Annotated in this window: 9 protein-coding genes; 3 read left to right on the plus strand and 6 right to left on the minus strand. The window is 73.1% G+C overall.

From position 1 onward, the window contains the following. Positions 1-227: 227 nt before the first annotated feature. Together HS041_RS18745 and HS041_RS18750 are read right to left on the minus strand one after the other, a co-directional pair. A complete protein-coding gene (locus tag HS041_RS18745; protein ID WP_230879123.1) occupies positions 228-1,337 on the minus strand; it encodes a DUF5925 domain-containing protein in 1,110 nt (369 codons plus the stop codon). A gap of 148 nt (positions 1,338-1,485) precedes the next feature. Continuing rightward, positions 1,486-2,970, minus strand: a complete 1,485-nt coding sequence (locus tag HS041_RS18750; protein ID WP_196441943.1) for a serine/threonine-protein kinase — start codon at positions 2,968-2,970, stop codon at positions 1,486-1,488. 378 nt (positions 2,971-3,348) lie between these two features. On the opposite strand from HS041_RS18750, the gene HS041_RS18755 reads away from it, so the two are divergent. Next, complete coding sequence (locus tag HS041_RS18755; RefSeq protein WP_230879124.1) at positions 3,349-3,936, plus strand: peptidoglycan recognition protein family protein; 588 nt, start codon at positions 3,349-3,351, stop codon at positions 3,934-3,936. A gap of 40 nt (positions 3,937-3,976) precedes the next feature. Here the strand turns inward: HS041_RS18755 and HS041_RS40080 are convergent, their stop codons facing one another. The 4 genes from HS041_RS40080 to HS041_RS18775 are packed head-to-tail and all read right to left on the minus strand — an operon-like array spanning position 3,977 to position 9,506. After that, a complete protein-coding gene (locus tag HS041_RS40080) occupies positions 3,977-4,993 on the minus strand; it encodes an ABC transporter ATP-binding protein (RefSeq protein WP_196441945.1) in 1,017 nt (338 codons plus the stop codon). Beyond that, complete coding sequence (locus HS041_RS18765; RefSeq protein WP_307845359.1) at positions 4,983-6,950, minus strand: dipeptide/oligopeptide/nickel ABC transporter permease/ATP-binding protein; 1,968 nt, start codon at positions 6,948-6,950, stop codon at positions 4,983-4,985. The genes HS041_RS40080 and HS041_RS18765 overlap by 11 nt, the downstream gene beginning before the upstream one ends. Next, the gene (locus HS041_RS18770; RefSeq protein WP_307845360.1) at positions 6,943-7,893 is read right to left on the minus strand and encodes an ABC transporter permease; all 951 of its coding nucleotides are present in this window, start codon (positions 7,891-7,893) and stop codon (positions 6,943-6,945) included. The genes HS041_RS18765 and HS041_RS18770 overlap by 8 nt, the downstream gene beginning before the upstream one ends. Then, a complete protein-coding gene (locus tag HS041_RS18775; protein WP_196441946.1) occupies positions 7,875-9,506 on the minus strand; it encodes an ABC transporter substrate-binding protein in 1,632 nt (543 codons plus the stop codon). The genes HS041_RS18770 and HS041_RS18775 overlap by 19 nt, the downstream gene beginning before the upstream one ends. A 150-nt stretch (positions 9,507-9,656) precedes the next feature. Between HS041_RS18775 and HS041_RS18780 the strand changes: the two genes are divergently transcribed. Together HS041_RS18780 and HS041_RS18785 are read left to right on the plus strand one after the other, a co-directional pair. After that, complete coding sequence (locus tag HS041_RS18780) at positions 9,657-10,304, plus strand: TetR family transcriptional regulator (RefSeq protein WP_196441947.1); 648 nt, start codon at positions 9,657-9,659, stop codon at positions 10,302-10,304. Positions 10,305-10,390: 86 nt separating this feature from the next. Then, positions 10,391-12,382 carry a methylmalonyl-CoA mutase family protein gene (locus HS041_RS18785; RefSeq protein ID WP_196441948.1) on the plus strand — a complete coding sequence of 664 codons (1,992 nt, stop codon included), beginning with the start codon at positions 10,391-10,393 and terminating at the stop codon, positions 12,380-12,382. Positions 12,383-12,426: the final 44 nt, after the last annotated feature.

Genomic DNA, 12,426 nt, shown 5'->3' on the forward strand with positions numbered 1-12,426 from the left:
GCCTTGATCGTGACCCGGACCGGTGCCGCCCGCAGCTCCGGTCCTTCCGCGGGCGGCTCCGGCGGAGCGGTCCAGATAACGGGCGCGTGGCTCGACCGGGAGTCCGTCGACGGATACGTCCGGCGACTCACCTCCTGACAGCAGAGGCGGAAGAACCGACCCTCGAGAGCTCACCGTCCGGCCGGTGCGTGCTTTCCCGCTCCAGGCGGGTGAGGCGGATCGCGCGGTCAGAGATAGAGGCCGGTGGCGTCGGGGGCGGCGGACCGGGCGGCCACTCCGTCGCGCAGGGCGAACAGCTCGGCGAGGGTGGCGCCCGACGGGGGGACGCCCTCGCCGGTGCCGAGCCAGGCGGCCGCCTCGTCGTACGGCAGCGTGCCCACCTCGATCTGGGTCAGGCAGCGGCCGGGACGGACCACGGCCGGGTGGAGGCGGGCCAGGTCCTCATTGGTGGTGATGGCCACCAGGACGTCGCGTCCCTGGCCGAGGAGGCCGTCGGTGAGGTTGAGCAGGCGTGACAGGCCCTGCCCGGTGGCCTCCTTGGCGCCGCCCCTGACCAGCTCGTCGCAGTCCTCCAGCACCAGAAGCCGCCACTTCTCGCCGTCCTCGCCGGAGTCGGAGCCGACGGCGACCTCCATCAGGTAACCGGGGGAGCCGAAGAGCCGTTCCGGGTCGAGCACGCAGTCCACCTGGCACCACGACCGCCACTCGTGGGCGAGCGTGCGCAGAAGCGTGGTCTTGCCGGTGCCCGGCGGGCCGTGCAGCAGGACCAGGCGGCCGTGTACGTCGTCGGGGGTGACCGACATGAGGCGGGAGAGCGGGTCGTGCAGCGACCTGGCGTAGTTGCCGCTCACCTCCGCCCAGGGGGAGGTGGTGATCGTCTTGCCGGAGCGGCGGCTGCCGTGGCCGGTCTGCCACCAGAAGCCCATCTCGACGTGGTCGCTCTCCGGAGCGGGCTCCGTCGCGTCCTCGGTGACCTCCTCGATCACCGCGCGGGCGAGCTCCTCGCTGACCGCGGTCACACTGACCGTGGCGGCCCGGTTCTTGAACCGGATCACGCGCAGCGTCCAGCCCTCCCCGGTGACCAGCCGCGAGTCCCGGCCGTCGTCCTCGCGGGCGGCCCGGACGAGCGTCCCGGCGGCGGGCATGAGCGGCGCGTCGGAACGGACCCGCTCCAGGGTCTCGGTACGGGCCCAGGGCTGCGCGCCGGTGGCGAACGGGGACAGCGCGAGGGCGTCGATGACGTCGACGGGGCTGTCGGCGTCGTCGAGGTAGATGTTCATGGGCAGCTCCGCCGGGCGCTGCTCCGGGGCGAAGCGGACCTCCTTCAACACGGACATGACGCCCATGATCCCGGCCGGGGCCGCGGACGTCGAAGGGTTTTACCGCCCGCCGTCTGCGTTCTGCCGCCGCGTTGCGGCCGCGGAATCGGGACGGAGGGCCGGGCGCGCAGGTGCGGCGCCGCACCGGTCGACGGCGGCGCGGGTTCTACGGGCTCCTGGACAGGTCGCCGGTCTCGGTGACGAGCCCGAGGCCGGGTACGTCCTTCCAGGTGTAGGTGAGGAGGTCGCCCTTCCTGGTGAGCCAGACGGTCCCGGCGATGCATCCCCCGGTGTTGGCGCCCAGCGCGAAGACGAGTGTGTCCTTCTCGACCTTCTGCAGGGTGATGCGGCCCGTGCAGTTGTTGCCGGGTTCGGCCCAGGCCGCGTCGCTCCCGCCCGCCTCGAGTTCGACCTCGATCCTCTTCGGGCCGCCGGCCAGGGGGTTGGTGGAGCTGACACCGTCACCGGACCAGCTGCCCGCGAAGGACGGGGGAATCTTCACCCCGTTCCCGGCGGGAGGGGAGCCGGTCGTCCCGTCGGGGTCCGGGGAGGTGGTCCCGTCCGGGCTGGAAGCGGTGCTCCCGGCCGGCGAGGAGCCGGTCGCGGCCGTCGGGGTGGACGTGGCGCCCAGGCCGCCGGCAGGGCGGCCGAAAGCGAGCCAGGCGGCGATCCCCGCGGCGACGAGCACGGACGCCACCACCAGGATCGAGCCGATCATGAACCCGCGGGGGCGTCCCCGCCCTGCCCGGGTGGTGAGGGCCGAACGGCCGGGCGCGGTCTGTTCCCGGCCGTCCGGAGGGGAGGAGGCCAGCTCACTGCCGATCCTCACCAGGTCCTCGGTGGAGTGCGGGGTGTGCACGCCGGGGGCGACCAGGTTGATCATCAGGGCCCGGGCGGTGGGGCGGCGGGCGGGGTCCTTGTCGAGGCAGGAGGCGATCAGCGCGCCGTACCGGGCGGGCAGCGCCGACAGGTCCGGGTGGTGGCTGAGGATCCGGTGCAGCACGGCGGGCACCGTGTCGGCCCCGAACGGCGAGCGCCCGGCCGCCGCGCAGACCATGGTGGCGGCCCAGGCGAACACGTCGGAGGCGGGGGAGGCCGGGGAACCCGCGATCTGCTCGGGGGACAGGTAGGCGGGGGTGCCGATGAGTCCGGAGGTGTGGGTGGCCGCGCCGTCCTCCCTGGCGATGCCGAAGTCGACCACGCGGGGGCCGTCCGGGCCGAGCAGCACGTTGGCCGGCTTGAAGTCGCGGTGCACCACCCCGGCGGCGTGGATGGCGGCCAGGGCGGTGGCGGTGCCGACGACCAGGCGCTCCAGCTCGCCCCCGCGCAGCGGCCCCCTCTCCTTGACCCGCTGCTCCAGGGACGGGCCGTTGACGAACTCGCTCACCACGTACGGCCGCGGCCCGTCGACCGAGGCGGTCAGCACGCGGGCGGTGCAGAACGGGGCGACGCTCTCCAGCGCCGCCAGCTCTCTCGCCAGCCGCCTGCGGGACTCGGCGTCGGCGCGGAACAGCAGCTTGACCGCGACAGGCTCGCCGCTGGGCGCGTGGGCGAGGTAGACGATGCCCTGGCCGCCCTCGCCGAGTCGCCCGGCCAGCCGGAACTCGCCGAGCCGTACCGGGTCGTCGGGGGTCAGAGGAGTCGCGACCATGAGGGAAGGTTATCGATACCGCTCGGTATGGGCATAGGGCGGGTTTAGGGCCGCCGACCACGGAAAGCGAGCAGTGGTCCGTCCTCCGGAGCCGCGGCGTGAGGGTGCAAGGTAGATCAATCGGTAAACCTCCCTTCTCGGCACGCGTCACCTATTACGCTCCGGTTAGCCACCATTGCTCGACCCCCTGGAGATTTCGTGGCCATCGACCTCGTTTCCCGTAGTGAATGGGGAGCCCGCCAGCCGCGCGGCTCTTATACCCCGATCAATTCGACCAGGGGTGTGAAAGTTCACTACACGGGTGGGCGCGTCGATCCGGGAATCATCAATGATCATGCGAGATGTGTGGCGTTAGTGAAATCCATCCAAATCCACCATATGGATGGAAACGGATGGATGGACATCGGCTACTCAATGGTCGCATGTCCGCATAAGAAGGTGTTCGAGGGGCGCGGTCCCAAGCGCCTACCCGCTGCCAACGGCGCCGGGCTCAACAGCGGCCACTACGCCGTGCTCGCCCTGGTCGGCTCCTCCGGGCTGGTCCAGCCGACCGACGACATCCTGCACGCCGTCCTCGACGCGGTCGAACACCTCCGCGACCGCGGCGGCGCGGGCCGCGAGATCAAGGGCCACCGCGACGGCTACTCGACCTCCTGCCCGGGCGACCCGCTCTACGCGTGGATACGGCGCGGCGCCCCGCGCCCCGGCGGCGCGCCCGACCCGCCCGACCCGCACCCCTCCTTCCCCGGCCGCACGCTCAAGTACCCGCCGGTCATGGTCGGCGAGGACGTGCGCACCTGGCAGCAGCAGATGAGCAGGCGCGGGTGGGACCTCGACGTCGACGGCCTCTACGGGGAGCGCTCCCGCGACGTCTGCCGGAAGTTCCAGCAGGAGAAGGGCCTGGCCGTGACCGGGGCGGTCAACCGCGCCACCTGGAACGCGGCCTGGCAGGAGCCGATCACCTGACCCCCGCGCCGCCCGGCCTGCGCAGGCGTCGCCGCGGCCCTCAGCCGGCGGCGCCGTCCAGCCCTCCCGCGCCGTTGCCCTCCCCGCCGTGCGGATGGTGGCAGGCCACCCAGTGGTCCGCGCCGATCGGGCGCATCACCGGCTCCTCGGCCGCGCACAGCGGCGTGGCCGCCGGGCAGCGGGTGCGGAACCGGCACCCGCTGGGCGGCGTCACCGGCGAGGGCGGCTCCCCGCTGATCAGCCGGTCGGCGGGTGGCAGGCCGAGCCCGCCGCGCGGGATCGAGGCCAGCAGCGCCCGGGTGTAGGGATGGGCCGGCCGCTCCACCAGGGCGTCGCCGGGGGCCAGCTCGCACACCTTGCCGAGATACATCACCAGGATCCGGTCGCTGACGTTCTTGACCACGGCGAGGTCGTGGGCGATGAACACCAGCGTCAGCCGGTAACGCTCCTTGAGCTCCTCCAGCAGCGCGAGGATCTGCGCCTGCACCGAGACGTCCAGCGCGGAGACGGGCTCGTCGCAGATCACGACCTCGGGTTCGAGCACCAGCGCCCGCGCGATGGAGACACGCTGGCACTGCCCGCCGGAGAACTCGTGCGGCCGCCGTGTGGCGGCGGTGGCGGGGTCCAGCCCGACCGCCGTGAGCATCTCGTCGACCCGGTCCGCGCCCGCGCCCCAGACGCGCGGTCCCTCGGCGACGATGTCGCGGACCCGCCGCCGGGGGTTCAGCGACGAGATCGGGTCCTGGAAGACCATCTGGAGCCGCCTGCGGGTCCTGCGCAGCGCCTCCCCGCGCAGCGTGGTCAGCTCGACGCCGTCCAGCCGCACCGAGCCGCCGAGCGGAGGGGGGAGCTGCATCAGCGCCCGCGCCGTGGTGGACTTTCCGCAGCCGGACTCGCCCACGATGCCGAGGGTCTCCCCGCGGGCCACGTCGAAGCTCACCCCGGAGACCGCGTGCACGCTCCGGCCGCCTCCGGCGGGGAACTCCACGACGAGGTCCTCCACCCGGAGCACCACCTCCCCGGAGGGACGGAGATGGGCGTTTCCGCTACCGGCCACGGCTGTCGGCTCCTTCGATCGCGTCGGTCGTCTCGTCCGCGCCGGTCGTCTCGGCGGCCTTGAGCGCCTCGGCCGTCCCGGATATCCCCGATGTCTCGACGACTCCCGCCCCGGTCCCGACGGGGTACCAGCAGGCGTAGAGGTGGTCGGGGACCTCGGCCTGGAAGAGAGGCGGCTCCTCCTGCGTGCACCGCTCCCTCGCGTAGGGGCAGCGGGGGTGGAAGGCGCATCCGGACGGCGGCGCCGCCAGGTCGGGCGGGCGGCCCGGCAGCAGCCGGAGCGGGTGGTGGGCGGGATCGGTCAGCTTCGGCACCGCCCGCAGCAGCGCCTCGGTGTACGGCATGCGGGTCCGCTCGAACAACGTGGCCGCGGGGCCCCGCTCGACGACCTTGCCGGCGTACATCACGATGACCTCGTCGGCCCACTCCGCCACGACCGACAGGTCGTGGCTGACCAGGACCACGGCCATGTGGCGTTCCTCGCGCTGCCGCCGGATCAGCCGGAGCACCTGGTCCTGGACGGTGACGTCGAGCGCGGTGGTGGGCTCGTCGGCGAACAACACGTCCGGGCCGCACGACAGCGCCATCGCGATCGTCACCCGCTGCCGCATGCCGCCGGAGAGCTGGTGCGGGTAGCGGCGCAGCGCCCGCGCGGGCTCGGGGATGCCGACCGAGGCCAGCAGCTCCGCGGCCCGGGCCCGGGCGGCCCCGCGCTTCATGCCCAGGTGGACCGTGAGCGGCTCCATGACCTGGGCCCCGATCGTCCGGACCGGGTTGAGGGCCGTCATCGGATCCTGGAAGACGGCGGCCAGCCGCGTGCCGAGGATCCGCCGCAGCTGCTCGCCGTCCAGCTCGGTCAGATCCTGCCCGTCCAGGTAGACGCTCCCTCCGCGCAGCGTCCCGGCGTCCGGGGCGAGGCCCAGGATGGAGCGGATCAGCATGGACTTGCCCGACCCGGACTCGCCCACGATGGCCAGGGTCCGGCCGCGCTCCAGGGTGAAGGAGACGCCGTCGACGGCCCGGACGGTGCCGCGGACGGTCGTGAAGTGGGTGCGCAGGTCGGCGACCTGCAGGAGGACCCCCTCCTCGACGTGGTGCGGCTGGGCGGGCAGCCGGTCGGCCCGGCGGCGCCGCACCGGTTCCAGGCCGCTCTGCCGCACGTCGGTGAGGGCCCGCAGCCGGTCGCCGAGCAGGTTGAAGGCGAGCACGGTCAGGAACATGACGACGGAGGGGACGAGCACCACGTGCGGGGCGTTCTCCATCAGCGGCCGGCCCTCGTTGATCAGCCCGCCCCAGGTGGGGGTGGGGGCCTGGACCGAGAGGCCGAGGAAGGCCAGACTGCCCTCGGCCACGATGGCCACCGCCATGCCGATGAAGGCGTAGGAGGCGACCGGCAGCGAGACGTTGGGCACGATCTCGCGCCACAGGACGGTCCTGTCCCGGGCGCCGAGCACGCGCGCGGCGGCGACGAACTCCCGCTCGGAGAAGACCATCGTCGCGCCGCGCACCAGCCGGACCCACGCCGGGACGCCGAGCACGCCCAGCACGATGAGCACGTTGACCAGGCTCGCCCCCGCGAACGCCACCACGGCCAGCGCGAACACCAGTGCGGGGAAGGCGAGTGCGACGTCGTTGAACCCCATGATGACCGCGTCCGTGGCCCGTCTGCGGTACCCGGCCAGGACGCCGAGGGGCGCGCCGATCAGCAGGCCGAGCACGACCGCGCCGACGCCGACGCCGAGGGAGACGCGGGCGCCGTACACGACCCTGCTCAGCACGTCCCGGCCGAGCCCGTCGGTGCCGAACGGGTGGTCCGGGCCGGGGCCGGACTGCGGGGGTCCGGCCAGTGTCTCGTCGTAGCGGGGCAGCGGGAGCAGGTCCGCCGCGGCCGCACCGGCCAGGACCAGCGCGATCCAGCCCAGCGCGAGCCAGAAACCCCAGCCCAGCCGCCTACGCACGCCGGATCCTGGGGTCGACCGCGACATAGACGAGGTCCACCGCGAAGTTCACGAGCACGTAGCCGACCGAGATCAGCACCACGCCTCCCTGCACTGTCAGATAGTCACGGGCGAAGATGGAGTCCACGATGAGCCGGCCCACGCCGGGGAGCCCGAAGAGCGTCTCGATGATCACCGCGCCGCCGATCAGCGCCCCGAGGTTCAGGCCGACGGCGGTGACCAGCGAGATGGCGGAGGGCCGCAGCGCGTGCCGCCACAGGATGCGGCGGGGCGACAGGCCTCGTGCGCGGGCCAGCGTGATGTAGTCCTCCTGGAGGGTGGCGATCAGGTCGGTGCGCAGCAGCCGGGCGTAGACGGCCGTCTGCGCGCAGCCGAGGGTGACCGCGGGCAGCAGCACCGAGGTCAGGTTCCAGCCGAGATCGAGGGAGATCGGGGTCCAGCCGGTGGCGGGCAGCACCTGCCACTTCACGGCGAACACCAGGATCAGCAGCACGCCGAGCACGAAGACCGGGGTGGACAGCAGCCCGAAGCTCAGCGCGGTCAGCACCTGGTCCAGCGGCCGGCCCGCCCGGCGGGCCGCCGCCACGCCGATCGGCAGGGCCAGGCCCAGCGCGACCAGCTGCGCGGCGACCAGCAGCTCCAGCGTGACCGGGAGCCGCTCGGCCAGCGCCTCGGTGACGGGCACGCTCGTGGTGTAGGAGGTGCCGAGGTCGCCGGCGACCAGCTCGCCGAGCCAGGCGAGGTAGCGGGTGAACAGGGGGTCGTCCAGGCTCAGCTCCCGGCGGAGCTGCTCGCGGGCCTCCTCGCTCGCCGACAGGCCCAGGATCTGCGTGGTCGGGTCGCCCGGCAGCAGGTTGAGCAGGAGGTAGGAGAGGAAGGTGACCACGAGCAGCACGAGCAGGAGGCGGACCAGCCGCAGGATCATCACGACTGGCTGAGCCACAGCTGGGAGAAGGGGTGGTACGGCACCGGCGACCCGGTCAGGGGCAGCCCCTTGTCGCCGTCGGGCAGGACGTGCTGGCCGATGCCCCGGACCTTCGTCTTGGCGATCACGGCCCCGGTGTTGAGGTGGTCGATGAAGATGAACGGGACGAGCTCGCGCAGCCGCTGCTGCACGGTGGCGTAGGCCTGCCTGCGGACGTCCTCCTGCGGGTTGCTCCGGCCGGTGTCGAAGGCGTTGCTGAGCTCGGCGTCCTTGATCCGGCTGAAGTTGAGGGAGACGGCGCCGACCGGCTGGGCGTAGTTCTGGTGCATCCAGATGTACTCACCGTCGGGGTCGGGCGCGGAGAACTGCGTCCAGACGGTCGCCTGGTAGTCGCCCGTCACCGCCCGGTTGATCAGGTCGGCCTGGTCGACCTGCTTGATCGTCACCTCCACGCCGGCCTTGCGCCACATGTCCTGGGCGAGCTCGATGCCCTGCATGGTGTTGGGGTCGGGCGGCGAGATGATCTCGAAGGAGACCGGTCCCTTCTCGGCCTCGACCTCCTTGACCAGCGCGGCGGCCTTGGCGAGGTCGTAGGCCGGGTAGCCGTCTCCCGGGGCGTACCACTTGGACTCCTTCGACCAGGGGCCGTCGGCCTCCTCGGTCAGCCCGGAGCGGAGGGTGGAGATGACCGTCTTGCGGTCGGTGGCGTGGGCGAGCGCCCGGCGGACCCGGAGGTCGTCCAGGGGCGGCACCGCGGTGTTGAGCATGAACATGTACTCCGGCACCGCCATCCCGGAGGCCCGGCCGACGGTGTATGCGTCCTTGAGGGCGCCGAACTTGACGATGTCCTCGTCCCGGGTGGTGCCCATCGCGTCGACGCCGCCGGCCTCCAGGGTCTGCGCCCGGGTCTGGCTGTCGGGCAGGATCCGGAACTCGATCTCGTCGAGGTACGGCAGGCCCTTGCGCCAGTAGTTCGGGTTCTTCGTCACGACCATGCGGCTGCCGGGCACGTACTCCTTGAACAGGAACGCCCCGGTGCCCACCGGCTTGCGGCTGGCGGCCTTGGGGTCGGCGAGCGACGCCTTGGGGACGATCATCCCGATCTGCGCGGCGAGGTAGTAGGGGAACGCCACCCAGGGGCCCCGCAACGTCACCTTCACCGTCATGGGATCGGTGACCTCGACGGAGGTGACGGGTGCGAACACCGCCGTGTTGAGCGGGGACGCCTTCTGCGCCTCCAGGTTGGCCTTGACGACCTCCGCGTCCAGCGGCTCACCGGTCGAGAAGGCGACCCCCGGGCGCACCTTGACGGTCCACTCGTCCGCGTCCGCGTTGGGCGTCAGCGACTCGGCCAGCACGGGTTTCCAGTTGCCCTCGGCGTCCACCCCCACGAGGGCCTCGATGATCGTCCCGGTCATGCTGTAGCTCTGGGACGCGAACTGGTCCGTCACGGGGTTGAAGCCGGCGGCGTCGGCGCTGAGGGCGTAGACGAGCCGCCCGCCGGAGACGGGGCTCCCTCCCGGGGCCGCACCGGTGCCAGGCGAGGCGGCCTCACCGGTGGGGCGCGGTCCGCTGCACGCGGCCAGCACCAGCGAGGCGAACACGACTGTCAAGATCTTCAAGCGCTTCACGCGCTTCTCCTCCCGGTAGCCCCCCGAGAGCAATTTCACCGATAGTACTATCGGTGAAAAATCGCACAACCCCTTGAACGGAGTTGTTCGCACCGGTCATGGCGAAGATCGTGAGAGTAGAGTTATCGGCGAATATGGAATGAGGTGGCCGTGACCGGCACGCCGCTGAGCCGCAGCGAGGCCAAGGACCTGACCAGGCGCCGGCTGATCCGCGCCGCGTTCGCCATCCTCGACGAGGAGGGCGAGGCCGGGCTGACCACCGTCAAGGTCGCCAAGGCGGCGGGGATCGCCCAGTCGAGCTTCTACGTGCACTTCAAGGACAGGCAGGACCTGCTGCGGGCCCTCGGCGACCAGGCGGGCGAGCGGCTGAGGGCGACGATGCGCGAGGCCCGGCGGAGGGCACGCGAGGCCCCCGACGACAGCGAACGGCACCGCGACACCTTCCGCATCCCGCTGGAGGCCATCTGCGGGCACCCGGAGCTGTTCCGCATCGGCCTGCGCGCCCGGCACGACCCGTCCTCCCCGCTGCAGGGTTTCGCCGTCGAGACCTCCGCCGCCTATCGGGCGCATCTCGCCGCCGACCTGGCGGCCATGGGCTTCCCGACCGGGACCGAGCGCGACCGCCGCCGCCTGGAGATGGTCGCCGACGGGATCACCGCGCTGACCAACGCGATGGCCGTCGGCCACATCGAGGGCCGCTATCCGGACCTGGAGGAAGTGGTGGACGTCCTCGTCGCCTTCTCCAAGGGATATCTGCGGCTGCTCCCGCCGGCCCGCCGGGCCGCCGGGGCGGAGTAGACCGCCCTCCGCGACGGGCCTTCGAATGTCCACCCGGTGGGACCCCGGAGGAATATTCTAGAAGAGGTGCGCCTACTATCCGGTGCATGACCGTGCCGCCTGAGGAGCTTCGACCGGCCGCAGGATCCCCGCCGTTCCCGCCGACCACGCGGGAGCGGTGGCGGGAGCTGGCCCTGGGGGTGCTGCGCAAGTCCGGGGTGGACGCCGCGTCCCCCGAGGAGGCGCTGGCCTCGACCACCTATGACGGCGTGACCGTCGCGCCCCTCTACGACCTGTCCGACCTCCCGGGCGATCCCGGCCTGCCCGGGTTCGCCCCCTACACGCGCGGCTCGCGCGCGGTGGCCGGAGGCTGGGACGTACGGCAGAGGCACGAGACGGCCGACTCCGAGGCCGTCCTCGCCGACCTGGAGAACGGCGTCACCTCGCTCTGGCTGGCCCTGGCGCCGGAGGATCTGCCGAGGGCGCTCGACCGGGTCCACCTGGAGCTGATCTCGGTCGCGCTGGACGCGGGGGAGCGCACCCGCGAGGCCGCCGAGGTCCTGTTCGCCCTCGCCGCGGAGCGCGGGGCGGGCTCCCTCACCGGGAGCCTCGGCGCCGATCCCCTGGGGTGGCGCGCCCGGACCGGCGGATCCCGGGCGCCCGGCGCGTCCTCCGCCAGGGACGGCGGAGGGGGGAGCGAGGCAGGCGAGGACGGCTCCGGCGGCGGGTTCTCCGCCGCCGTGGAACTGGCCCGCAGGTGCGCGGCGGACTTCCCCGGCCTGCGCGCGATGGTCGTGGACGCGACGCCGTACCACGACGCGGGCGGGAGCGACGCCGAGGAGCTCGGCTGCTCGATCGCGACCGGCGTCGCCTACCTGCGGGCGCTGACGGGCGCCGGGCTCACCGCCGAGCAGGCGTTCGGGCAGCTGGAGTTCCGCTACGCGGCCACCGCCGACCAGTTCCTCACCATCGCCAAGCTCCGCGCGGCGCGCAGGCTCTGGGCGCGGGTCGCCGAGGTGTGCGGGGTGGACGGGCGGGACCTCGCCCCGGACGCCCCCGCCGGGTCCGGGGCGCGCCGGCCGGCGGGCGGGCAGGTGCAGCACGCGGTGACCAGCTCGGCCATGATGACCGCCCGCGACCCGTGGGTGAACATGCTCCGCACCACGCTGGCCTGCTTCGCCGCCGGGACCGGCGGCGCCGACGCGGTGACCGTGCAGCCGTTCGACGCCCGGCTCGGCCTGCCCGACGCCTTCGCCCGGCGCATCGCGCGCAACACCCACTCCCTGCTGGTCGAGGAGGCGCACGTGGCCCGGGTGACCGACCCGGCGGGCGGCTCCTTCTACGTCGAGCGGCTCACCGAGGACCTGGCCGCCGCGGCGTGGGCGTGGTTCCAGGAGATCGAGCGGGCGGGCGGCATGGCCGCGGCCCTGGACCGCGGGCTGGTCGCCGACCGCGTGGCGGCCACCTGGGAGCGGCGGTCGGCGAACATCGCCCGCCGCCGCGATCCGATCACCGGCGTCAGCGAGTTCCCGAACCTCGCCGAGCGTCTCCCGGTTCGGGCGCCGAGACCGGCGGCGGGCTCGAACCCGGGCACGGAGCCGGCGACGGGATCCGGGGCGTCCGCGGGCGGCGCCGGACGGCCGGAGAGAACGCCGGGGGCCGCAGGGCTGCCGCTGATCACCTACGCCCAGGAGTTCGAGGCGCTGCGGGACCTGGCCGACGCCCAGGACAGCCGCCCGAGTGTCTTCCTGGCCACGATCGGCCCGGTGGCCGCGCACACGGCCCGGGCCTCCTTCGCGGCCAACCTGTTCCAGGCCGGCGGGCTGGCCACCGTATCCGGCGGGCCGGAGACCGACCCGGACCGGATCGCCGCCGCCTTCGCCGCGAGCGGCACGCCGGTGGCCTGCCTGTGCTCCAGCGACCGGCTGTACGGCGAGCACGCCGAGGCCGTGGCCGCGGCGCTCAGGAAAGCCGGGGCACGAAAGGTCTGGCTGGCGGGGAAGGGGACCTACGAGGGAGTGGACGCCGTCGTCTTCGCCGGGTGCGACGCCCTCGCCGTGCTCCGCGAGACCTTCGACGACCTGGGGGTGACCCGGTGAGAGCCTGCGGACGGCCGGGAGACGGCAGGACGGGCACGTGTCCT

Source organism: Planomonospora sp. ID67723 (assembly GCF_015711605.1).
Taxonomy (GTDB): domain Bacteria; phylum Actinomycetota; class Actinomycetes; order Streptosporangiales; family Streptosporangiaceae; genus Planomonospora_A.

What these genes read in the sequence shown, in the direction of transcription:
- HS041_RS18745 (WP_230879123.1), bottom strand. Translation starts at nt 1,337, where the DNA reads ATGTCCGTGTTGAAGGAGGTCCGCTTCGCCCCGGAGCAGCGCCCGGCG.
- HS041_RS18750 (WP_196441943.1), bottom strand. Translation starts at nt 2,970, where the DNA reads ATGGTCGCGACTCCTCTGACCCCCGACGACCCGGTACGGCTCGGCGAG.
- HS041_RS18755 (WP_230879124.1), top strand. Translation starts at nt 3,349, where the DNA reads ATGGATGGAAACGGATGGATGGACATCGGCTACTCAATGGTCGCATGT.
- HS041_RS18785 (WP_196441948.1), top strand. Translation starts at nt 10,391, where the DNA reads ATGACCGTGCCGCCTGAGGAGCTTCGACCGGCCGCAGGATCCCCGCCG.